23 protein-coding genes and 1 tRNA gene are annotated in these 20,435 nt (G+C 64.6%); 11 read left to right on the forward strand and 13 right to left on the reverse strand.

All coding sequences use genetic code 11. The features are described from left to right. Nucleotides 1-269: 269 nt before the first annotated feature. Complete coding sequence (locus tag HYH08_RS05810) at nucleotides 270-1,040, forward strand: EAL domain-containing protein (protein WP_220008775.1); 771 nt, start codon at nucleotides 270-272, stop codon at nucleotides 1,038-1,040. A gap of 21 nt (nucleotides 1,041-1,061) precedes the next feature. On the opposite strand, the gene HYH08_RS05815 is transcribed toward HYH08_RS05810, so the two are convergent. Beyond that, nucleotides 1,062-2,036 (reverse strand): alpha/beta fold hydrolase, encoded by a 975-nt coding sequence (locus HYH08_RS05815; protein WP_220008776.1) that lies wholly within the window; start codon nucleotides 2,034-2,036, stop codon nucleotides 1,062-1,064. A 115-nt stretch (nucleotides 2,037-2,151) separates the two neighbouring features. On the opposite strand from HYH08_RS05815, the gene HYH08_RS05820 reads away from it, so the two are divergent. After that, nucleotides 2,152-2,808 carry a TetR/AcrR family transcriptional regulator gene (locus HYH08_RS05820; protein WP_349631400.1) on the forward strand — a complete coding sequence of 219 codons (657 nt, stop codon included), beginning with the start codon at nucleotides 2,152-2,154 and terminating at the stop codon, nucleotides 2,806-2,808. Between the two features lie 207 nt (nucleotides 2,809-3,015). Beyond that, complete coding sequence (locus tag HYH08_RS05825; protein WP_220008778.1) at nucleotides 3,016-3,450, forward strand: hypothetical protein; 435 nt, start codon at nucleotides 3,016-3,018, stop codon at nucleotides 3,448-3,450. Between the two features lie 130 nt (nucleotides 3,451-3,580). Here the strand turns inward: HYH08_RS05825 and HYH08_RS05830 are convergent, their stop codons facing one another. Beyond that, nucleotides 3,581-4,333: a GntR family transcriptional regulator gene (locus tag HYH08_RS05830; protein ID WP_220008779.1), complete on the reverse strand. Its 753-nt coding sequence runs from the start codon at nucleotides 4,331-4,333 to the stop codon at nucleotides 3,581-3,583. A gap of 124 nt (nucleotides 4,334-4,457) precedes the next feature. On the opposite strand from HYH08_RS05830, the gene HYH08_RS05835 reads away from it, so the two are divergent. The 3 genes from HYH08_RS05835 to HYH08_RS05845 are packed head-to-tail and all read left to right on the forward strand — an operon-like array spanning nucleotide 4,458 to nucleotide 7,476. Continuing rightward, nucleotides 4,458-5,846, forward strand: a complete 1,389-nt coding sequence (locus HYH08_RS05835; protein ID WP_220008780.1) for an MFS transporter — start codon at nucleotides 4,458-4,460, stop codon at nucleotides 5,844-5,846. After that, nucleotides 5,843-6,952, forward strand: coding sequence for an FAD-dependent oxidoreductase (locus HYH08_RS05840; RefSeq protein ID WP_220008781.1), 1,110 nt, complete (start codon nucleotides 5,843-5,845; stop codon nucleotides 6,950-6,952). Before HYH08_RS05835 ends, HYH08_RS05840 begins: the two co-directional genes overlap by 4 nt. Further along, on the forward strand, nucleotides 6,949-7,476 hold the full coding sequence (locus tag HYH08_RS05845) for a hypothetical protein (RefSeq protein WP_220008782.1): 528 nt from the start codon (nucleotides 6,949-6,951) through the stop codon (nucleotides 7,474-7,476). The genes HYH08_RS05840 and HYH08_RS05845 overlap by 4 nt, the downstream gene beginning before the upstream one ends. A gap of 861 nt (nucleotides 7,477-8,337) precedes the next feature. Here HYH08_RS05845 and HYH08_RS05850 read toward each other — a convergent pair. Continuing rightward, nucleotides 8,338-8,631, reverse strand: a complete 294-nt coding sequence (locus HYH08_RS05850; RefSeq protein ID WP_220008783.1) for a hypothetical protein — start codon at nucleotides 8,629-8,631, stop codon at nucleotides 8,338-8,340. A 30-nt stretch (nucleotides 8,632-8,661) separates the two neighbouring features. On the opposite strand from HYH08_RS05850, the gene HYH08_RS05855 reads away from it, so the two are divergent. Further along, nucleotides 8,662-8,739: transfer RNA gene (locus tag HYH08_RS05855), tRNA-Pro, on the forward strand. Between the two features lie 79 nt (nucleotides 8,740-8,818). On the opposite strand, the gene HYH08_RS05860 is transcribed toward HYH08_RS05855, so the two are convergent. The 6 genes from HYH08_RS05860 to HYH08_RS05885 all read right to left on the reverse strand — a co-directional run bounded on the left by HYH08_RS05860 (nucleotide 8,819) and on the right by HYH08_RS05885 (nucleotide 13,364). Beyond that, complete coding sequence (locus HYH08_RS05860) at nucleotides 8,819-9,397, reverse strand: MerR family transcriptional regulator (protein WP_220008784.1); 579 nt, start codon at nucleotides 9,395-9,397, stop codon at nucleotides 8,819-8,821. A 26-nt stretch (nucleotides 9,398-9,423) separates the two neighbouring features. Beyond that, a complete protein-coding gene (locus HYH08_RS05865) occupies nucleotides 9,424-9,765 on the reverse strand; it encodes an integration host factor subunit alpha (RefSeq protein WP_208866994.1) in 342 nt (113 codons plus the stop codon). A gap of 133 nt (nucleotides 9,766-9,898) precedes the next feature. Continuing rightward, nucleotides 9,899-10,879: a beta-ketoacyl-ACP synthase III gene (locus HYH08_RS05870; RefSeq protein ID WP_220008785.1), complete on the reverse strand. Its 981-nt coding sequence runs from the start codon at nucleotides 10,877-10,879 to the stop codon at nucleotides 9,899-9,901. Beyond that, entirely contained in the window at nucleotides 10,876-11,937 is a 1,062-nt protein-coding gene (gene plsX, locus HYH08_RS05875) for a phosphate acyltransferase PlsX (protein ID WP_220008786.1), read from the reverse strand. Before plsX ends, HYH08_RS05870 begins: the two co-directional genes overlap by 4 nt. A 297-nt stretch (nucleotides 11,938-12,234) precedes the next feature. Continuing rightward, nucleotides 12,235-12,816 carry a YceD family protein gene (locus HYH08_RS05880; RefSeq protein WP_220008787.1) on the reverse strand — a complete coding sequence of 194 codons (582 nt, stop codon included), beginning with the start codon at nucleotides 12,814-12,816 and terminating at the stop codon, nucleotides 12,235-12,237. After that, the gene (locus HYH08_RS05885) at nucleotides 12,813-13,364 is read right to left on the reverse strand and encodes a ubiquinol-cytochrome C chaperone family protein (RefSeq protein ID WP_220008788.1); all 552 of its coding nucleotides are present in this window, start codon (nucleotides 13,362-13,364) and stop codon (nucleotides 12,813-12,815) included. Before HYH08_RS05885 ends, HYH08_RS05880 begins: the two co-directional genes overlap by 4 nt. A gap of 98 nt (nucleotides 13,365-13,462) precedes the next feature. On the opposite strand from HYH08_RS05885, the gene HYH08_RS05890 reads away from it, so the two are divergent. The 4 genes from HYH08_RS05890 (at nucleotide 13,463) to HYH08_RS05905 (ending at nucleotide 16,058) form a co-directional block, all read left to right on the forward strand. After that, on the forward strand, nucleotides 13,463-13,948 hold the full coding sequence (locus HYH08_RS05890) for an outer membrane protein assembly factor BamE (RefSeq protein ID WP_220008789.1): 486 nt from the start codon (nucleotides 13,463-13,465) through the stop codon (nucleotides 13,946-13,948). 117 nt (nucleotides 13,949-14,065) lie between these two features. Then, complete coding sequence (locus HYH08_RS05895) at nucleotides 14,066-15,067, forward strand: Bug family tripartite tricarboxylate transporter substrate binding protein (protein WP_220008790.1); 1,002 nt, start codon at nucleotides 14,066-14,068, stop codon at nucleotides 15,065-15,067. A gap of 207 nt (nucleotides 15,068-15,274) precedes the next feature. Then, nucleotides 15,275-15,703 carry a MerR family transcriptional regulator gene (locus HYH08_RS05900; RefSeq protein WP_220008791.1) on the forward strand — a complete coding sequence of 143 codons (429 nt, stop codon included), beginning with the start codon at nucleotides 15,275-15,277 and terminating at the stop codon, nucleotides 15,701-15,703. After that, on the forward strand, nucleotides 15,642-16,058 hold the full coding sequence (locus HYH08_RS05905; protein ID WP_220008946.1) for a carboxymuconolactone decarboxylase family protein: 417 nt from the start codon (nucleotides 15,642-15,644) through the stop codon (nucleotides 16,056-16,058). The genes HYH08_RS05900 and HYH08_RS05905 overlap by 62 nt, the downstream gene beginning before the upstream one ends. Before the next feature lie 107 nt (nucleotides 16,059-16,165). Here HYH08_RS05905 and HYH08_RS05910 read toward each other — a convergent pair whose 3' ends face one another. The 4 genes from HYH08_RS05910 to nusB all read right to left on the reverse strand — a co-directional run bounded on the left by HYH08_RS05910 (nucleotide 16,166) and on the right by nusB (nucleotide 20,435). Continuing rightward, entirely contained in the window at nucleotides 16,166-16,321 is a 156-nt protein-coding gene (locus HYH08_RS05910) for a hypothetical protein (RefSeq protein ID WP_212325247.1), read from the reverse strand. A 100-nt stretch (nucleotides 16,322-16,421) separates the two neighbouring features. Continuing rightward, entirely contained in the window at nucleotides 16,422-18,542 is a 2,121-nt protein-coding gene (locus HYH08_RS05915; RefSeq protein WP_220008792.1) for a sodium-translocating pyrophosphatase, read from the reverse strand. Between the two features lie 224 nt (nucleotides 18,543-18,766). Beyond that, the gene (gene thiL / locus HYH08_RS05920; protein ID WP_220008793.1) at nucleotides 18,767-19,765 is read right to left on the reverse strand and encodes a thiamine-phosphate kinase; all 999 of its coding nucleotides are present in this window, start codon (nucleotides 19,763-19,765) and stop codon (nucleotides 18,767-18,769) included. A 175-nt stretch (nucleotides 19,766-19,940) separates the two neighbouring features. After that, on the reverse strand, nucleotides 19,941-20,435 hold the full coding sequence (gene nusB / locus HYH08_RS05925; RefSeq protein WP_220008794.1) for a transcription antitermination factor NusB: 495 nt from the start codon (nucleotides 20,433-20,435) through the stop codon (nucleotides 19,941-19,943).

Raw genomic sequence — 20,435 nt, forward strand, 5'->3', positions numbered from 1 at the left:
TAACGAGGAAACGCCCGGAGGCGCGCTTCTGTCCCCTCCGTTGCAAGCTCTCCTGATAGCGCCAGCCTGCCGAGGCCATGCGCTCTGTGATAGCGATCACGCCGCTACCCGAGCCCAATGGCGCTCAGAATCACCGAACGCGGCACTCCCATCGATGAGAAGCGGGACGGTTCCAAACCAACATTTGTTGGCTGAAGCGCTACGAACGAGCTCGCACCGATCCTTAATGACTCGCCCCTATCGTGCCTCCCGCAATGAAGGAGCGTTCGATGGCAGGGGCTTGCAAGGGCTGCGGTGATGGTGAGGGGCTGCCGTTCGAATTCAGGATGGCATTTCAGCCGATCGTCGCGGTGAACGAGCAGCGTGTCTGGGGTTATGAAGCCTTGGTGCGCGGGGCCAATGGCGAAAGCGCACACAGCGTGCTGAGCCAGCTGACAGACGACCAGCTTTATCGCTTCGACCAGGCTGCCAGGGTCATGGCGATCGAGACTGCCGGAAAACTGTTCGGCGATCCGCAAGCCCGGCTGTCCATCAACTTCATGCCCAACGCCGTCTACGAGCCGCAGGCGTGCATCCAGAAATCGCTGGCGGCCGCGCGCCGTTCGAACTTCCCGGCCTCGAACCTCATGTTCGAGTTCACCGAAAACGAACGCATGACCGATCCCGCGCATGTCGAGCGCATCGTGCAGACCTACAAGAAACTCGGTTTTCTGACAGCGCTCGATGATTTCGGCGCCGGCTATGCCGGGCTCGGTTTGCTGGTGAGGCTCCAGCCCGACCTCATCAAGGTCGACATGGAGCTCTTGCGCGACATCCACCTCAGCCGTGCGAAGCAGGTCATCGTCGCCGGCATCGCCGCGATGGCGCGCCAGCTCGATATCCAGGTCCTCGCCGAGGGCGTCGAAAGCGAAGCCGAACTCACCGTGCTCCGGGCCGCCGGGATCGACCTGTTTCAGGGCTATTATTTTGCCAAGCCGGCGTTCATGAGCTTGCCGAGCGTCACGACGTTCTCCAGCACGAGTGTGGCCCTCGCCGGCTGATAGTCGCCGCGCCGACAGCCCTCAGGCTATCGCACGCATGATCAACGCCCGCGCGCGCCGTCCCTCCGGCGTCGGCATCAGGGCATAATTGTGCGGCTGGTCGCGCAGCAGATGCAGCTCGACCGAAACGCCCACCGCCCTCGCCCGCTCGGCGAGATCGACGCTGTCGGGATAAAGCAGATCGCGCGTGCCCGAAAAAATCGTCATCGGCGCCAGCGCGCGGAAGGCGCCGTTGAGCGGGCTGACGAAGGGATGACCGATATCGAGCCCGCCGGCATAGAGATGGCCGGCCTCGACGATCCCCGGAATGTCCTGGACCGGATCGCGGCGCGCGATCTCCTTCTGCTCGGGACGGCTGACCGACGCATCGGCCGCGGGCGAGATCAGGATCAACCGGTTCGGCTGCCGATGCCCGTGATCCCTAAGCCACTGGCAGGCGGCGAGCGCGAGGCCGGCTCCGGCCGAATTGCCGACCACCGTAACCTTCGCAGGCCCGGCATCTTCAAGCAGCATCCTGATCAGCTCGGCCGTCGCCGGCACGACATCCTTCGCGGTGGCGCGCGGCGCCAGTGGATAGATCGGCACCACGCAGACGACGCCTGCCTTGCGCGTCATCTGCCCGACGAAGCGCCAATGCGCCGGCACGATTTCGTTGATGTAGCCGCCGCCATGCAGGAACATGACGTGGTTGCAGCCCTCGTGGCCCGAGGTCGGCGCGGTGTAATAGACCGGCCATCCCCCCATCTTGGTCAGCACCGCTTCGACGCCGCGGCCGAGCCCTGTCGGCTCGAATGAAGCCGGCTCCAGCGCGAGCTTCTGCACATGGGCGTGGACGGCCTCGGCGGAGGCAAGCTGCTCCTTGTACGGAAGCTGCTGTAACAGCAGGTTGAAGAGGCGGCTTTGCAAACTCGGAGCAGGGTCGCGCGGCGCCCGCGCACCGAACACGCAAGCCCCCGGGCAGAACTGGAAGGCCGACACAAGTCTGGCAACGCTCATGATCCCGTCCCCGCTTCTTTTGTGAGACGGCAAAACGCTTGCCGGCCCGCCGCCACTTGCCGCAATAATGCGAGCCTTCGCTCGCTTTTCCTACTCGCATTTAGATCACAAACCCGTGGCCCGCAAACCGCCCACAAGCCCCCGGAAAAACGCCTCGCAGGAGCGATCCCGCGCCACGGTCGACGCGCTGGTCGAGGCCACAGCTCGCATTCTGGTCAACGAAGGCTTTGAGAAAGCCAGCACCAACCGCATCGCCGAGATCGCAGGCGTCAGCGTCGGCTCGCTCTATCAATATTTTCCAAGCAAGGAAGCCCTCGTCGCCGCCGTGATCGACCGTCACAACGAGGAGATCATGGCGATCGTCCGCAATGCGCTCAAGGAGATCGCGGACATGCCGATCGACACGGCGGTGCGGCAACTCGTCACGGTCGCGATCGAGGCCCACCGCATCAACCCGAAACTGCACCGGGTTCTCGTGGAGCAGATCCCCCGCACCGGCCAACTCAAAGACGTTGAAGCCTTCAACCGCGAGGTCCACACCCTGGTGCGCGCCTATCTCGAAAGCCGCCGCAAGGAGATGCGCAAGATCGACCTCGACGTCGCGACTTTCATCTGCGTCAGCGCGATCGAGGCGGTCGCGCACAACACGGTGCTGGCACGGGCGGAGGCGATATCGGAGAAGATGGTGCGGGCGCTGGTGTACGAGACGACGCGGATGATAGTGGGGTATTTGAGGAAGGATCGATCGTCGCTGAGCGGCAAGGCTATCTGAATGTACTAAGTCTTTTGGATCTCAATCCAAACACGTCAACGAAAGATAGGATTTATGAGTACCGAAAGCTGGCTGAGGGTGGACGAGCATTACGATGTTCTCTCGTCAACTGACATTCTCTCCTTCGTTGCGCCGACTTTGGCGAAAAATCATCGACGATAGAAATGGGCTATTCTAGCCGCCCAAAACGCAGTCCAAGGAGCGCTCGTGTGCGCCATTCAAGATAGTTCCAAGACAAACATTCTCAGTAAAAGATCAGCGCGAGAAACTCTGACTTGGCTAGATGCACCAACCAACGAATGGCCGGAAGAACATCTAGCCGACTTCAAGTCCTTACTAACCGCATTCCAAAGTCGCTATCCTAATGCCATCAACCCTGAGCGAGACCAGCGCCTTGAAAAACTCCACAAGGTCTTCCGCAATCGATTTGCCCATTTCGTCCCGAGGAGTTGGTCAATCGAAATTGACATGTTGCCTCCTCTGACCATGGCAGCAGTCGATTTCATCGAGATCGCCATGAAGCAGGACCAGGTCATGATGCGCACGAACGGGAATTTCAAACGTGAGCTGGCAGCAAACCTTCTGACGATCAAAGATGCCATCCGCCTAGATTACGGTGACAGTGTTGGACAGTCGCCGTAAGCAATCACTTCCCGCCTGGATCTCTGCCGGTACGGTTAAGGTCGGTCGACCGATTTCGGTGACAATGACCAATTGAATCGAGACAAACTCTCCGCGACATTGACGTGGGAGGCATTCCCTGGCCATCCCATCACTCCCTCAACACCACAACCGGATAATCCAGCGCGATATCCAACTCGCTGCTCACTCCTCTCGACATCACATCCTGTATCCGCTGCCGCCCCAAATCCGCGTGCGACCGCCCCAGCGCATCCGCCTTGTCCGCATCCCTGTCCCTGATCGCCGCGACCATCGCGATGTGCTCGGTCAGAATCGTGTTCATGTGCTTCTGATACGCGGCCTTCGACGCGAAGTGCTCGACGTTGTAGGCGAGATAGGCGATGCGCAGCGCGAGCGTGAGCAGATGAAGGTAGTTGCGCTCGATCAGCTTGTTGCCGCAGGCGGCGGCGATCAGCGCGTGAAAGCGCCAATTGCTCTCGTTCATCTCCTCCACGCGGCCCGCCGCCTCATGCTGCTCGAATGCGATCCGCTCGGCATCGATCTCCGCAAGCTGCGCATCGGTGCGGCGTAGCGCCGCCCACCTCGTGACCAGCCGCTGGGTGATATCGAGCGCCTCGAACATCTCGCGGAGGTCTTCCCAGTTGAGACTTGCGACGCTGGCGCCGCGGTTCGGCAGCAGCACCACGAGCGACTCCGAGGCGAGCCTGACCAGCGCCTCGTGCACGGGGGTTCGCGACAGCCCCAGCCTTGCGGCAAGAGCGGCCTCGTCCAGCGGCGTCCCCGGTCGCAGCGTGAGCGAAACGATCTCACGCCGGAGCGCCGTGTAAGCGAACTCTACGCCCTTCCCCTTGCCCGGAGGCGGCGCTGGTCTCTTGGCCATCATGAAATATCTTGCCTTGCTTTATTCACCGTGCATAAACTGTGCATGCACGGACGTTCTATCACATCTGCCGTGCCCTGCGAGGGCGACTGCCGGGCCGTTTTCGCGCAAGCAAAGGATCTCGTCCATGAGCATCACTGCCCAAGGGCTCGTTGCCCGCATCGACCGGCTACCTCCCTCCCGCTTCCACATTCAAGTCCTTATCATTGCTGGGCTTTCCCTGTTCTTCGACACGCTGGACACGGCCGTCACCGGCTTTGCCTTCGCAGCTTTCCGGACCGAATGGAATCTCGGCCCGCTTGCGCTCGGCGTCACCTCGGCGATCGGGCTGAGCGGCTACCTGCTCGGCTCCGTCCTGGTCGGCTTCGTCGCCGACCGGTTTGGCCGCAAGGCCGTGATGACCTGGAGCCTCGGCCTCTATTCCCTGTTCTCGGCCTCCCGCGCGCTGGCCCCGGGCATCGAAATCTTTTGCCTGCTGAACTTCTTCACATGGATCTTCGTCGGCATGGAGAGCTGCGTGGTGCCGCCTTATCTGGCGGAGCTGTGGCCCTCGCGGCTGCGCGGCCGCTTCAACGGCTGGATGATGGCGTTCTTCGCGATCGGCATCGCGCTATCCCCGGTCTGGGCGCTCATGCTGATCCCGACCGTCGGCTGGCGCTGGACGCTCGCGCTCACCTTCCCCTTCGCGCTTCTGATCGGCCTGATGCGGACCTTCCTGCCCGAAAGCCCGCGATGGCTGGTGAGCCAAGGCCGCACCGAGGAAGCCGAGCGGATCGTCGCGTCGATCGAAGCGCAGGTGGCGCGATCGAACGGCGGCACGCTGCCGCCTGTCGTGCCGATCCCGGTGCCCGTCACCCGTCCGGTCAGCCGGCGCGAGATCGTGGCGCCCGCCATCCTGCCTGTCACCATCATGCTCTGGATGGTGTGGTTCACCGAGTACGGCGTGCTCTACACCTTCCAATCCGTGCTGCCGACGTTGCTCGCCATGGACGGTTTCTCCATCGTGCGGTCGACCGAGTTCACGGTCGTGATCTTTTCCGGCTTCATTCCCGGCTATATCGGCGCGGGCTACTTCCTCGATCTTGTGGGGCGAAAATACTGGCTGATGATCTGCTTTGCCGGGATCGGGATCTCCAGCACGCTGTTCGGCCTTGCGAACACCCCCGTCACGATCATGGCCTGTGCCTGGTTCACCGCCTTCTTCCTCGGCAACGGTTCGACCTGCATCTACACCTACACGCCCGAGCTTTATCCGACCGAGATCCGGACGACGGCGATGGGCATGGCTTCGGCCTGGGGCCGCGTCGGCGGCATCCTGCTGTTGCTGGCGTTCGGGATCTTCGCGGTGCTGCACGGACGGCTCGCGCTGTTCCTGGTGAGCGATGGCCTGCTGATTGCCAGCATCATCGCGGTGGCGCTGGTCGGCCCCAACACCAAGGGCAAGACGCTCGAAGCAGCCTCAGCGGCGCGCGACGCCGCCGTGCCGGCCAACGCGGTCGAGGCGCCGGCCGAATGACGCGAACAGCAGTGATTGCCGGGGCCGGTTATGCCGGCCTCGCAGCCGCGGCCGTGCTCGCGCGCGCGGGATGGCGCGTCACCGTGTACGAGGCCGATCCCGAGCCGCGTAGCGTCGGCGCCGGTCTCTATGTCCACGGCTTCGTTCATGACGCCCTTCGCAAGACCGGCGCCTATGACGACTTCATGCGTGGAGCCTTCAAGCCTGCCACGCGCTGCGTCTATATCGACGGCGTACGGCAATCGGACGCATCCACGGACGGCAACATCACCACCACGACGCGGGCGGCTCTTCATGTCGCGCTGATCGATGCGGCAAGGCGCGCCGGCGTCCGCATCGTCGGCGGAGCGCGGGCCGTTGCGGCGGATCCGCGTGGCGCGTTGATCCTCGCAGACGGCACGCGGCTCCAGGCCGATCTTGTCATCGCCGCCGACGGCGTGAGATCGACCATCGCGAAAGCGCTGGACATTCCGATCACGCGCGTCGCGCACCAGGACGGCATCACGCGGATCCTGCTCGATCGCGACGGACTGCGCGACGACACATGGAACAGCATTCACGACTATTATGATTACCGCGGGCGTCCGTTGCGGGTGCTCTACACGCCGTGCGGCCCGGATGCCTTCTACTTCTGCCTGATGGCCGCCATCACCGATGTCGAAGCGACGTCCGTTCCGATCGCCGGTGCGCTCTGGACCGCGCGATTTCCGGATCTCGCGCCGGCCCTGCGGCGGGTCGGCAACGCCGGCCGGCACGACCGCTACGCAACGACGACGCTGTCGACCTGGTCGAGCGGACGCGCCGCGATCGTCGGCGACGCCGCCCATGCGATGCCCTCGAGTCTCGGGCAAGGTGCCGGCGTCAGCATCGTCAACGCCGTCGCGCTCGCCGAGGCCGTTGCCTACTCCGACGACATCGATGCCGCCCTTGGCGACTGGGAAGTCGCGATGCGCCCGATGGTCGAGGGCTGGCAGCGCCGGGTCGAGGACGTCGCCAGCCAGCGCAGCCTCAGCCGCGCCGATCGCCCGAGCGAGCAGCGGCTCGTCGAGCTCTCGTCCGAGGATTCGGGTCGCAAACACGCAAGACAAGAAGGGACCAACGCATGACGCTCGTTCCAAGCGCATCCTGGTACACGGACATCATCGCCGCCGTGGACCAGCAGCAGGCCGGCATCAAGGATCATCTCGGCCGCCCCTGGGCGCAGCATTTCGAGCGCGTGGCGCTCCGCCTCATCTTCCGCAAGCCGGACGCGACCCGCGCCCATATCGAATCGGCCCTGCTGCACGATGCGATGATGGAGCGTGGCGGCGGCCGCGAGATGCTGAGCGCACTCGGCATCAGCCAGGAGGCCTGCGAGATCATCGAGATCACGACCCCGCCGCCGAATGCGGACTATTATCGCCGCTTCCAGGAGGTCGGCCCCGCCGAATGCGAGATCTATCTCGACTATGTCCGAAAACTCTGCGCCTCCGGCAACCGCGCCGCGATCCAGATGAAGCTCGCCGACATCACCGACACCATCGAAGCCTGCCGCACCGGCCTGACGCCGCTCTTGATCGACCAGTTCGTCAACCGCTACGAGCCAAGCCGGAAGCTGCTCGAGCAGGCGCTGGGGTCGGAGTTGGGATAGCGGGGCTGGCCGTCGCCGGCGCGATCGCCGCCGACAGACGCAGGACTATCGCATACGGATTCACAGAGGCTGCCCATGGGGCTCCGCCTCTCCCGCTTGCGGGAGAGGCCGACGCGCTCGCAGAGCGCGGCGGGTGAGGGTTCTCTCCGCAATGGGATATTCTCCGCAATCCACGGCAACCCCGATGCGGAGACAACCCCCACCCCAGCCCTCCCCCGCAAGCGGGAGAGGGAGCCTACCGCCGATGCCGCGGAACTGTGCACAGGAACTCCGCGCGTTGATGCACCGTTGTCGGTCAAACCCAGCGGAGAGCTTCCCATGATCCGGCAATCCATCATTGTTGCAATTGCGTGCGTCGCGCTGTCGTCCAGCACCTTTGCCCAAGGGGGCGGAGGCGGCGGCGGCGGCGGCGGTGGTGCCGGTGGAGCCGGCGGCGGCGCTGCATCGAGCGGCGCCTCGGCAGGCAGCGGGGCTGGCTCTGCGGGAACGTCGAGCGCCGGGACCGCAACCGGTACGGCTGGAGGCAACACCGCCGCCTCGACAAATCCCAGCAGCGCGCCCTTCTCGAACCCGATCGGGCAAGGCACAGCGCCCGGCGCATCGAACGCCAACCCAAACAGCGGTCAGACCTCGACACAGTCGCCACAGACGCCCGCCAGAACGACGACGCAATCGACAACGGCCGACACGGTCAACGCCGAACAGCGCGCTGCGACACAAGGAACGAATACCGCATCTCCGAACAGCAGCGCCGGAGCCGGTGCCGTCGGAGCCCCCGGCGTCGGCGTCGGGCATACAGCAAACGGCCAGCCGATCGGCACGACGGGATCGGGACCCGGTTCTCCGGAGCAGCCGATCGATTCAGGACGCCGGTAGCGTCAGCACGATCGGGGCGGTCACGTCCCGATCCACCTGCCGCATGATGACACCGTACCCCTGTTTTGCCCGACGGGTCAAGTGAATTTCGGAAAAATAGCAGCAGGCCTGCCAAAGGCATGATCCGGCAACGGCATCGCTACTGTGCATGGGGTTGTTTTCGGCATTTTGATCTGCCGGCCGTCCCGGCAGCCGCCCGCGGCGCTTTTCGCTACCTTCGCGGGCAGTTCCGGGGTTGTGGGCGGGGACGCCAAAATGCTGTGACCTCGCCTTGCGCATCGCGCCGATCCTAGCTAATGGAACGACGTTCGGAGCGTGGCGCAGCCCGGTTAGCGCACTAGTCTGGGAGACTAGGGGTCGGAGGTTCAAATCCTCTCGCTCCGACCATTTTTCTCAAAGCATCGCGCAGGCGGATCGACAGTCGGGAGAGAGCCCGCTGCGGGCGCTTGCCAATGCGCGACGGCCCCTACCCGTCCTTCAGCGCCTGATCCAGCATCTCCCGGCAGGCGACGAGGTCGGCGAGCACCTTGCCCAGCCGTTCCCGGTCCAGCGCGCTCGGGCCGGCGGGCGCGGCGGGTGCGCCGGCCTTGCGGAAGGTGGTGAGGATGTCCTCATCGTCGACCTCGGTGAAGCGGAAGTCGATGCCCTCCTCTTCATCGCCCTGGTAGTCGTCATCGTCGGTATCGGTGACGCCTTTGATCGGCGCCTCATCGTCCGGCTCCATCAGGCTCACGCCGATGGCGTCCTCGATCGCGCCGAACGAGACGGCAGCGGCGCTGTCGGCGAGGCCCTGCACCGATTTGACGCCGTGCTCTTTCAGGATCCGCTGCACGCCGCGGATGGTGTAGCCCTCCCCGTAGAGCAGGCGGCGGATGCCCTTGAGCAGGTCGACGTCGTCGGGGCGGTAATAGCGGCGGCCGCCGCTGCGCTTCATCGGCTTGATCTGGGAGAAGCGGGTCTCCCAGAACCGCAGCACGTGCTGCGGAATGTCGAGTTCCTGCGCGACTTCGCTGATGGTTCGGAACGCGTCCGGCGCCTTGTCCAAAGGCTGGTCCTTATCCGTCGGGCGGCTTAAGCCTCGGGTTGCGCCTTGCTGGCATCGCCATTGCCGCGATGCTGGGTGTTGATGCGCTGCTTCAGGATCGCCGACGGCTTGAACACCATGACGCGGCGCGGCGAGATCGGCACCTCGGTGCCGGTCTTCGGATTGCGGCCGATGCGCTGGCCCTTCTTGCGCACCATGAAGGAACCGAACGAGGACAGCTTCACCGTCTCGCCCCGCTCGAGGCAGTCGGTGATCTCCTTCAGCACGAGTTCCACGAACGCGGACGACTCCGTCCGCGACAGCCCCACCTTCTGGTAGACGGCCTCGCAGAGATCGACACGCGTTACGGTTTTACTTTGATCGGTCATCGCCCTGCCCCACATCACGGCGAACAATTGTCGTCTGAAATTATGAGCTTACGATACGACGGTCAACAGCGCTCATCAATGCACACGCATCGATAATGCCGGCGGATTCCGGCAAAATTTTATCGACTGTGGCTTACCAGCGCACCAGCGCCGAGCCCCAGGTGAAGCCGCCGCCCATCGCCTCCAGGAGGACCATGTCGCCGCGCTTAATGCGGCCGTCCTTGCGCGCCACCGCCAGCGCCAGCGGGATCGAGGCCGCCGAGGTGTTGCCGTGGCGGTCCACCGTCAGCACCACCTTCTCCGGCGCGATGTGCAGCTTGTGGGCAGAGGCGTCGATGATTCGCTTGTTGGCCTGGTGCGGCACGAACCAGTCGATGCCGTCGGCATCGAGCCCGGTCGCCTTGAAGGCATCGACGATCACGTCGGTGATCATGCCGACCGCATGCTTGAAGACCTCGCGGCCCTCCATGCGCAAATGGCCGACGGTCTGGGTCGAGGACGGCCCGCCGTCGACGAACAGCTTTGCCTTGTGGCGGCCGTCGGAGCGCAAGTGAGTGGTGACGATGCCGCGGTCGGTCGCGGGATTGCCCGGCTGCTCCTGCGCCTCCAGCACCACCGCGCCGGCGCCGTCGCCGAACAGCACGCAGGTGCCGCGGTCGTTCCAGTCGAGGATGCGCGAGAAGGTCTCCGCGCCAATCACCAGCGCGCGCTTGTAGGCGCCGGTGCGCAGGAAATTATCGGCGGTGGCGAGCGCGAACACGAAGCCGGAGCAGACCGCCTGAAGGTCGAACGCCGCGCCGTGGTTGATGCCGAGCGCGTGCTGCACGGCAACGGCGGTTGCGGGGAAGGTGTTGTCGGGCGTCGAGGTCGCCAGCACGATCAGTTCGATCGACTGCGCGTCCACGCCGGCATCGGTCAGCGCGGCCTGCGCCGCCTTGACCGCCAGATGCGAGGTGAACTCGCCCTCGGCGGCGATATGCCGCTCGCGAATCCCGGTGCGCTGCACGATCCATTCGTCGGACGTGTCGATACGGCTCGCCAACTGGGCGTTGGTCACCACCTGCTCCGGCAGATACGAGCCGCAGCCCAGCACGACCGAACGAATTTGAGTCACGAAACATCCTCCGGCGCGGACTGCACGGAATTGAGTGCACTGCCCTCGCGGTTGAGCATCTGATTGATCTTGTTCAGGAGATCGTAGTGAGCCATCTCATAGCCAACATCGATCGCATAGGCAAAGCCTTCGGCGTTGATTCCGCCATGGCTCTTGACCACCAGTCCGTTGAGCCCCAGCAACACGCCGCCATTGGACTTGTTGGGGTCCATCTTGTCGCGCAGCGCCTGGAAGGCGCCGCGGGCAAAGAGATAGCCGAGCCGGGACAGCCAGCTCCGCTGGATCTCGTGACGAAGTAAATCCGCCATCTGCCGGGCGGTTCCTTCGGCGGCCTTGAGCGCGATGTTGCCGCTGTAGCCCTCGGTCACGATGACGTCGGCCAGCCCCTTGCCGATGCCGTCGCCCTCGACGAAGCCGATATAGTCGAGTTCCGGCAGGTTCATCGCGCGCAGCATCTCGCCGGCCTCGCGGATCTCCTCGTGCCCCTTGATCTCCTCGGTGCCGATGTTGAGCAGGCCGACCGTCGGGCGCTTCTTGTCGAACACCACGCTCACCATGGCCGCGCCCATCACCGCAAGCGCCACCAGATGGTGCGCGTCGCCGCCGATGGTCGCGCCGAGATCGAGCACGACGGACTGGCCGCGCTGGGTCGGCCATATCGCAGAGATGGCGGGGCGGTCGATGCCCGGCAGCGTGCGCAGATGAAAGCGTGACATCGCCATCAGCGCGCCGGTATTGCCGGCGGAGACGGCGACATCCGCCTCCCCCTTCTTCACTGCGTCGATGGCGAGCCACATCGAAGAGGTCTTGCGGCCGCGCCGCAGCGCCTGGCTCGGCTTGTCCGAGCCGCTGACGGCGACGTCGGTATGGATGATCTTCGAGGCCGATTTGAGCTGAAGGTGCCGCTCGAGCTCGGGCTCAATCTTCGCGCGGTCCCCGACCAGCAGGAACTCGGTGTCGCGATGTCTGGCAAGCGAGATCGCCGCACCCGGAATGACCACGGCGGCGCCGGAGTCGCCCCCCATGGCGTCAAGCGCGATGCGAACCTTGCTTGGCATGAAAGTCCTGGAAACCTGGTCTGGTGCGGCCTCCGACGAGCGGGGCCGCAAAATGGGCTCGCCATGGACATGGCGACCGGCCAAGCGCAACGCCGCACCCGGACCGGGGCGCGACAATAGCGTTTTGTTATCCCGAAACAACCTCTTGCCCCCAGCCTTTTGCATTCGGGGCGATCCGGCGCCGGAGGCGCGAATTCAGAAGAAATACATGGAAACCAAACAGATACATCAGGCTCTCAAACCATCCCCGCAAACGCCTCGCACGCCTTGCGAAGGTGGTCTTACGGGAATGACCTTCTATTTGCCCTTCCTTTTGCCTTTCTTGTTGTCCTGAAGCGCCTTCAGGGCCGCGAAGGGGTGGTCCTCCGGATCAGGCGCCGTGATCTCGGCCTCGAACACGGCCCCCTCCTTGCGCGGATAGGGGTCGATCGCCAAGAACAGCGCATCGGTGGCAATGCGGCCGAGGTCGATCATGCCATTGACGATCGGCTCCGGGGGATCGGCGACCTCCGGCGGCTCCTCGTCGTCCTGCCCCTCCTCGATCAGGTCGGCCAGCCGTCTTGCCTCGGCTTCGGGGGCGAAAATCAGGTCGATCTCCTCGTCGATCTCGTTCTCGATCGGATCGAGGGTAACCACGCAGGTCTGGCCGATCCGAGCCCGGACGTGACCCGTGACCTCGTAGCGGCCACCGCTCTTGGGCACGACCTCAAGGTCGGCCAGGGCGGAAAGCACCTCCCGCAAGCCTGCAATCTCGGCCATGGCCTGCCGCTCGGCGGCGGAGGCCTCGAGCTTGCGATGCAAGCCGGTGTCGGGAATCTGCGCCACGATGACCGGGGACCGCCACGGATCGGGCCTGGATTCGGCGTTTGGTCGGCTCATGGCGTGACATCCTCGGGAAGCGCCGGGGGAAACTTGAAGGACGCGCACAGCAGCGTAGCCTCGTCGGCCCGGGCGAGATCGGCGTCCGCGGCCCGGGCGTAGGCCGCAAGGCGTCTGGCGTGGTCGATGCCGGTCCCATTCAGAATATTCTTGCAGATCGCGGCTGCCAGCGCCTCGCCGCCGGCCTCCACAGCCTGGTCGTAGGCCTGGACTCGGCCATAAAAGGCCTCGCCGAAGGCCCGCATCCGCTTCGGCACGGTCTGATCGCCGATCCCCATCTCGCGCAGATTGTCGTCCATGTCCTCGCAGAAGCGGTCAAACAGCGCCTGCGACAGTCCCGTGGCGCCCTCAGCCGCGCGCAGTCGGCGCAGCAGCAGCCAGAGGTGCAGCAGCAACAGATCGAAACGCCCATCGACCGTGTCGGGCACGCCCAAGTCGCGGTAAAATATGGGTTCTCGCGCCTGCGCCACGATCATGCCATAGATGGCTTCAATGGTGCCGCGCGGGGCTTGCCGGGGTTTCCTGAAGTGATTGAACGGCCAAACCATTGTGGGTTCCGCAAGCGGGCGTGCGCGTGTTGCAATTGCAGCCTCCGCCCGGTACTTCAGCGCCTCGCGCGACGCAAGGGGACGGAATCAGTTCCGCTATGACGATAACGATTAGGACCAGCCAGCGCGCCACCAAGTCGCGCGGCCTTTCTGCACGCTGGCGCTCCTTGCGCATGCTCGCGGCCGTGGCGCTGGTCGGCGGCGCCCTTGCGGGCTGCACCGGCGAGCAATTCCAGAAGGGCTACATCCTGCCGCCCGGCGCGCTGGAGCAGATTCCGATCGGCGCGAGCCAAGACCAGGTGCTGATCGTGATGGGCACGCCTTCCACGGTCGCGACACTCGACGGTGAGGTGTTCTACTACATCTCGCAGCGCTCCGAGCGCATGGTCGCCTTTATGAACCAGAAGGTTGTCGACCAGCGCGTCATCGCGATCTATTTCGACAAGAACCGGCGCGTGCGCCGGCTTGCCAATTACGGACTCCAGGACGGCAAGATCTTCGACTTCATCAGCCGGACCACGGCGACGTCTGGTCAGGAGATGAGCTACCTCGCTCCGCTGTTCAAGCTGCTCAGCTTTAACTGAGGATTCAGCCTGCGGCGTCGTGCCGCCTCCCGTGCGGCAATTGCGGGCGCGTACGACTTGCCGTTGCGCGCCGGGTTCCCTACGCTCTCTGCAAAACAAGAAGCAGGGAGTGGATTCGTGCAAAGAGCTTTGTTGTCCCGTCGCCGCGTGCTCACGGCTGCCGCCGGCCTGTCCGCCGCAGCGATCCTGCCGCGGTCGAGCCTCGCCGACTGGAAGCCGACCGAAAACGTCCGCGTCGTCGTGCCGGCCGCAGCCGGCGGCTCGACCGACGTCATGGGCCGCCTGCTCGCCGCCCATCTGCAAACCGCCTGGGGCCAGTCGGCCGTCGTGGAAAACCGCTCCGGCGGCGGCGGTACGATCGGCACCGCCGAGGTGGTCCGTTCCAAGCCGGATGGCCACACCATCCTGATCGGCAATCCCGGACCGAACGCGATCGCCTACAGCATCTTCAAGAACCTCACCTACAAGCCGGACCAGCTCCAGCCCGTCACGAACATGATCCGGATCCCGAACATCGTCTCGGCGCATCCGAAGACCGGCATCAAATCGGTCGCCGAGCTGATCGCCTATTTGAAGGCCAATCCGGACAAGCTCAGCTACGCCTCGTCCGGCGTCGGCCAGAGCCCTCACCTCACCGGCGCCTGGTTCTTGCAGCTCACGGGACTAAAGATGACGCACATCCCGTTCCGCGGCGCCGGGCCAGCGCTCCAGGCCGCGCTTGCCGGCGACATCCAGATCCTGTTCGACAATCTCTATCCGAGCCTGCCGCAGGTGCAGAACGGCACCCTCACCGGCCTCTGCGTGACCACGCCCGAGCGCAGCGACCTTGCACCGAACCTCCCAACCATGCGCGAGAGCGCGCCGGAGCTTGCGAACTTCGACGTGTCATCCTGGTTCTCGGTGTTCCTGCCGAAGGGCGCGCCGCCCGCCGTGCTCGAAGCGCTCAATCTCCAGGTCAAGGCGATGCTGGAGCGCGACGACATCAAGAAGCAGATCGCCGCCATGGGCGCCCGCGCCGACTACGGCACGCCGGAGCAGTTCGCCGCCTTCGTGGATGCCGAGACGAAGAAGTTCGCTGGCATCATCCAGAAGGAAGGATTGCAGATGGACGTGCAGTAGGTCGCAAAGCCACGATCCGATTAGCCTTGCAGCTGCGCGAAGCGCGGTCGCTGGGCGTAATCCGCCGATTGCCGCGACAGGCAAGGTGGCGGACTACGCTGCGCCAGTCCGCCCTACGCAGTTCTTATTGTCTCGTCCCAAATGTCCCTTGACTTAGAGCGCACTCGAACTCGTAATTTCCGTGCGTCGTGATGAGAGACAGGTGGCATGAAGATCGGCGAACTCGCGCGGCGTTCGGGACTGACGGCCCATACGATCCGCTACTACGAGCGGATCGGGTTGTTGCCTTACGCCGACCGGGATCGATCCAGCCGCCGTGACTACGACGCCTCGATCCTTGCCTGGATCGAGTTTCTCGGCCGCCTGAAGACCACGGGCATGCCGATCCGGGACATGCTGCTTTACGCGGACCTCCGGGATCGAGGCTCCGGCACCGAGGCTGAGCGGCGCGCGTTGCTGGAGCGGCACCGTGAAAGCGTGCGTGCCCACGTCGACGAATTGAATGCCTGTCTTCTCGTCCTCGACACCAAGATCGGCGGTTATGCCGACACGGAACAGAGGATGAAGGATTATGATGCAACACTTCCCGAACGCCGGCGAAAGCCGGTTGGAGCGCGGTCGGCGCGCGCTCGCTGAGATCGACGGACAGGCCGGCCAAGCGGTCGTGTCGGCGCTTGCTGACATCGCCCCGGACTTCGCCACCTATATTCTTGAATTTCCGTTCGGCGATATCTACTCGCGGCCCGGACTCGACCTCCGTTCCCGCGAAATCGCAACCATCGCAGCCCTCGCGGCCATGGGGAATGCCGCCCCTCAGCTCAGGGTCCACATCGAGGCAGGCCTGAATGTCGGGCTCACCCGCGACGAGATCGTCGAGATCCTGATGCAGATGGCGGTCTATGCCGGCTTCCCGGCTGCGCTCAACGGCTTGTTCGCGGCGAAGGAGGTGTTCGCACGGGCGGCTGGACATGGATCCGAAGTCAAGGCGTGAGCCTTCCGGCGCTGGAATCTTGCGGCCACCTGACAGCGATCTCCCAAAAAGATCACGCTCGAACCAGGAGCCAACGCGCGATGATGTCTCGACCAATCGTATCGCGCCTACGATGACTTGTTGATCTTCTTGACCTTGGCATCGGTGGTCTCGATCGCCAGAGCGAGTTCCAGGATGGCCTTGGATAACAATTCGGCGGCCTCCTTCTGGTCCTGCGACTTGGCGGCGCGGAGTGCATAGTTCCGCGCGGATGAGAGCGACATGGATTGATCTCCGTGCTTGTTCGCATGCAGCAAACGAGGTTCTTGCCAAACAAAACCCCGCGGCTCGCGCCACGGGGTTTGCTCTTTCACGTCATCGCACTCAGTGCGCCAGGATCGCCAGCAGCAGCAGGGCCACGATGTTGGTGATCTTGATCATCGGGTTCACCGCGGGGCCCGCCGTGTCCTTGTAGGGATCGCCGACGGTATCGCCGGTCACCGCCGACTTGTGGGCATCGCTGCCCTTGCCGCCGAAATGGCCGTCCTCGATGTACTTCTTGGCGTTGTCCCAGGCACCGCCGCCCGAGGTCATGGAGATCGCGACGAACAGGCCCGTCACGATCACACCTAACAGCATCGCACCGACCGCCGAGAACGCCGCCGACTTCCCCGCGACGCCGCCGCCTGCGATGGCGTAGATCACGAAGTAGACGACGATCGGCGACAGCACCGGAAGCAGCGAGGGGATGATCATCTCCTTGATCGCTGCGCGGGTCAGCAGGTCGACCGCCTTGCCATAGTCAGGCTTGTCGGTGCCCTGCATGATGCCGGGTTTTTCGCGGAACTGACGGCGCACCTCCTCGACGATCGCGCCGGCCGCCCGGCCGACCGCCGTCATGCCCATCGCGCCGAACAGATACGGCAAGAGGCCGCCGAACAGCAAGCCGACTACGACGTAAGGGTTATTCAGCGAGAAGTCCGGATTGACGCCGGCGAAATAGGCGTGGTGCGCGCTGTCCGCAACGAAGAACTTGAGGTCCTGGTTGTAGGCCGCGAACAGCACGAGGGCACCGAGACCGGCGGAGCCGATCGCGTAGCCCTTCGTCACCGCCTTGGTGGTGTTGCCGACCGCGTCGAGCGCGTCGGTCGACTTGCGCACCTCCTTGGGCAGGCCGGCCATTTCGGCGATGCCGCCGGCGTTGTCGGTCACCGGGCCGAAGGCGTCGAGCGCGACGATCATGCCGGCCAGCGCCAGCATGGTGGCGGTTGCGATCGCGATGCCGAACAGGCCGGCGAGGCTGTAGGTGACGAGGATGCCGGCGATGATGACGATCGCGGGCAGCGCGGTCGCCTCCATCGAGACGGCGAGGCCCTGGATCACGTTGGTGCCGTGCCCGGTCACCGAGGCCTGGGCGATCGACTTCACCGGGCGATAGTCGGTGCCGGTGTAGTATTCGGTGATCCAGATGATCAGCGCGGTGACGACGAGACCAACGACGCCGCATTCGAACAGCGCCATGCCGGTGTAGTCGACGCCCTCGAGCTTGCCGAAACCGATCAGGGAATAGATCACACCGGCGATGCCGATCAGCGACAGGATGCCGGTTGCGATCAGGCCCTTGTAGAGCGCGCCCATGATCGACTGGCTCGGCCCGAGCTTGACGAAGAACGTACCGATGATCGAGGTGATGATGCAGATGCCGCCGATGGCGAGCGGCAGCGTCATCATGTTGGCGAGGATCGGCGTCTTGGCGAAGAAGATCGCAGCCAGCACCATTGTGGCAACCGCGGTCACCGCATAGGTCTCGAATAGGTCCGCGGCCATGCCGGCGCAATCACCCACGTTATCGCCGACGTTGTCGGCGATGGTGGCGGGGTTGCGCGGATCGTCCTCGGGAATGCCGGCCTCGACCTTGCCGACGAGATCGCCGCCGACGTCCGCACCCTTGGTGAAGATGCCGCCGCCGAGACGGGCGAAGATCGAGATCAGCGAGGCGCCGAAACCTAGCGCCACCAAGGCGTCGACCACGACACGGCTATCCGGCGCGAGCTTGAGCGAATGCACCAGGAAGCCGAAATAGAGGGTCACGCCAAGCAGCGCGAGACCGGCCACCAGGAGTCCGGTGATAGCGCCCGCCTTGAAGGCGAGCTCGAGGCCACCGGCGAGCGACGTCGTCGCCGCCTGTGCGGTGCGCACATTGGCGCGGACCGAAACGTTCATGCCGATGAAGCCGGCCGCCCCCGACAGGATGGCGCCGATGGCAAAACCGATCGCGACATAAAGCCCGAGGAAATAGGCAAGCAGCACGAAGATGACGATGCCGACGATACCGATCGTGGTGTACTGACGCCGCAGATAAGCCTGTGCGCCTTCGCGCACCGCGCCTGCGATCTCCTGCATGCGCGGCGACCCCGCATCCGCGCTCAACACCGAAGACGTCGCCCAAATCGCGTAGACGACGGAAAGCACTCCGCAGAGCACTATCAACCATAATGCTGTCATGTGATTTTTGCCTCAGATCCTTGATGTACCCCCGGCGCCTTTTGTTGTCCGTCGTGCGGTGCGGCGCCTTGATTTTGAACAAAGCCGCCCCCCAAGGCGGCCTCAGTCGGTCGCGAGCTTGCCAAAATCAAATTGAGGGTGCAACGCCGGATGGGGCCGAAAAAGCCGATCTCGGCAAGTATTTAGGCCGGTCGGAACGCCTGGCTGCCGGTTTGGAGCAATTCCTAGAAGTGGCTGTAGGACAGCCGCTTCAGGGCCAGTTCCTGGCCTTGCCTATCCAGGAAGCGCGGCCGCTCATGGCCTGCGACGATCGTGCCGATCGCGGTGACCGCGACACCGACGGCCTGCCCTGCGGCGATCAATGCATCGCTCTGCGCCGGCGGCACCGTGCACAGCACCTCGTAATCGTCGCCGCCCGCAAGCAGCGTCTCAACGCAAACGACATCGCGCGCAATCAGGCCCGCCGCAGCGGCCGAGAGCGGCACGTCCGCCACGCTGATCGTAGCCGAGACGCCGGACGCCGCACAGAGTTTCGTCAGGTCGCCGGCGAGCCCGTCGGAGACGTCCATCGCGGCGGTGGCATGGTGGCGCACGGCCTGCGCCAGCCGATTGCGCGGCTGCGGAATGCGATAGCGCGAAATTAGCGCATCCTTAGCCGCGGGATCGGACGTGAGCGCTGCGGCGACCGCGCCGCCGGTGAGCACATCGAGGCCGAGCGCGGCATCGCCGATCGTCCCCGTCACCAGGATGACATCGCGGGGGTTCGCGCCGGTGCGGCCGACCATCCGCCCCTTCGGCACCCGGCCGAAGGCGGTGATCGAGATCATCTGCGGCCCCGGCGTCGAGACCGTGTCGCCGCCGAGCAGCGGGCATGTGAAGGTTTTGGCGTCCTCGCCGAGCGCGTCGGCGAAGGGCCTGAGCCAGGCATCCTCCTTGCTGCGCAGCGCCAGCGTCAACACGAAGCCGGCCGGGGATGCGCCCTTGGCGGCAAGATCGGACAGGTTCACCCGCAGCGCTTTTCGCGCGATGGTGTCGGGAGGGTCGCTGGCAAGATAGTGCACGCCCTCGACCACGGCGTCGGTGGTGACGACGATATCGTCGCCGGACGAGGACAGCACCGCGGCGTCATCGACGAGGCCGAACGCGCCGGGGTCGGTTGCCAGCGGCTTGAAATAGCGCGCAATGAGGGAGTCTTCGGCGGAGGAGTTTTGCGGAATGGTCATCAGCGTCAGCCACATCCACAACTGTCATCGCCCGGCTTGACCGGGCGATCCAGTATTCCAGAGACGGTCGTGTCAGATCGATAGGCCGCGGCGTACTGGATCACCCGCTTTCGCGGGTGATGACAGGAGAGTATGGGGCAGCCCTCTCGCATCACTTCACCGCCCTCGCGGACAATCACCCCCGCCCGAACTCGTCGCCGCGAAACTGACGTCCGATCTGGTCGAGCACTGCGTTGACCATGCCGGTCTCCTCGCGGTCGACGAAAGCATTGGCGACGTCGACATATTCGGACACGACGACGCGGCCCGGCACGTCCTTGCGATGCTCCAGCTCATAGGCCCCTGCCCGCAGCACGGCGCGCAGGATCGCTTCGATGCGCTTCAGCGGCCAGCCCTTCGACAGCGCCTCGTCGATCAGGGGATCGAGCTTCTTCTGGTCGCGCACGACGCCGGCGACGACGTCGCGGAAGAATGCGGCTTCCGCCGGAAGGTAAGTATCGCCCTCGACCTCGTTGCCGAGCCAGTGGCTCTCGAACTCCGCGAAGATGTCGTTGATGCCGGCGCCGGCAATGTCCATCTGGTAGAGCGCCTGAACGGCTGCGAGCCGCGCCGCGCCGCGCCGGTTCGCCTTCTTCTCAGGAACGCCTCCCGGTTTTTTCGCGTCAGCCAT

The sequence above is a fragment of the Bradyrhizobium sp. BR 10289 genome (genome assembly GCF_019455385.1).
GTDB lineage: Bacteria > Pseudomonadota > Alphaproteobacteria > Rhizobiales > Xanthobacteraceae > Bradyrhizobium.

Excerpts from the sequence above, each read along its gene's own strand:
- nusB (WP_220008794.1), bottom strand. The coding sequence starts at position 20,435 with ATGGCTGACGCGAAAAAACCGGGAGGCGTTCCTGAGAAGAAGGCGAAC.
- plsX (WP_220008786.1), bottom strand. The coding sequence starts at position 11,937 with ATGCCAAGCAAGGTTCGCATCGCGCTTGACGCCATGGGGGGCGACTCC.
- HYH08_RS05910 (WP_212325247.1), bottom strand. The coding sequence starts at position 16,321 with ATGTCGCTCTCATCCGCGCGGAACTATGCACTCCGCGCCGCCAAGTCG.
- HYH08_RS05810 (WP_220008775.1), top strand. The coding sequence starts at position 270 with ATGGCAGGGGCTTGCAAGGGCTGCGGTGATGGTGAGGGGCTGCCGTTC.
- HYH08_RS05900 (WP_220008791.1), top strand. The coding sequence starts at position 15,275 with ATGAAGATCGGCGAACTCGCGCGGCGTTCGGGACTGACGGCCCATACG.
- HYH08_RS05830 (WP_220008779.1), bottom strand. The coding sequence starts at position 4,333 with ATGATGGCCAAGAGACCAGCGCCGCCTCCGGGCAAGGGGAAGGGCGTA.
- HYH08_RS05835 (WP_220008780.1), top strand. The coding sequence starts at position 4,458 with ATGAGCATCACTGCCCAAGGGCTCGTTGCCCGCATCGACCGGCTACCT.
- HYH08_RS05905 (WP_220008946.1), top strand. The coding sequence starts at position 15,642 with ATGCAACACTTCCCGAACGCCGGCGAAAGCCGGTTGGAGCGCGGTCGG.
- HYH08_RS05865 (WP_208866994.1), bottom strand. The coding sequence starts at position 9,765 with ATGACCGATCAAAGTAAAACCGTAACGCGTGTCGATCTCTGCGAGGCC.
- HYH08_RS05815 (WP_220008776.1), bottom strand. The coding sequence starts at position 2,036 with ATGAGCGTTGCCAGACTTGTGTCGGCCTTCCAGTTCTGCCCGGGGGCT.
- HYH08_RS05850 (WP_220008783.1), bottom strand. The coding sequence starts at position 8,631 with ATGCGCAAGGCGAGGTCACAGCATTTTGGCGTCCCCGCCCACAACCCC.
- HYH08_RS05915 (WP_220008792.1), bottom strand. The coding sequence starts at position 18,542 with ATGACAGCATTATGGTTGATAGTGCTCTGCGGAGTGCTTTCCGTCGTC.
- HYH08_RS05840 (WP_220008781.1), top strand. The coding sequence starts at position 5,843 with ATGACGCGAACAGCAGTGATTGCCGGGGCCGGTTATGCCGGCCTCGCA.
- thiL (WP_220008793.1), bottom strand. The coding sequence starts at position 19,765 with ATGACCATTCCGCAAAACTCCTCCGCCGAAGACTCCCTCATTGCGCGC.
- HYH08_RS05885 (WP_220008788.1), bottom strand. The coding sequence starts at position 13,364 with ATGGTTTGGCCGTTCAATCACTTCAGGAAACCCCGGCAAGCCCCGCGC.
- HYH08_RS05890 (WP_220008789.1), top strand. The coding sequence starts at position 13,463 with ATGACGATAACGATTAGGACCAGCCAGCGCGCCACCAAGTCGCGCGGC.
- HYH08_RS05845 (WP_220008782.1), top strand. The coding sequence starts at position 6,949 with ATGACGCTCGTTCCAAGCGCATCCTGGTACACGGACATCATCGCCGCC.
- HYH08_RS05880 (WP_220008787.1), bottom strand. The coding sequence starts at position 12,816 with ATGAGCCGACCAAACGCCGAATCCAGGCCCGATCCGTGGCGGTCCCCG.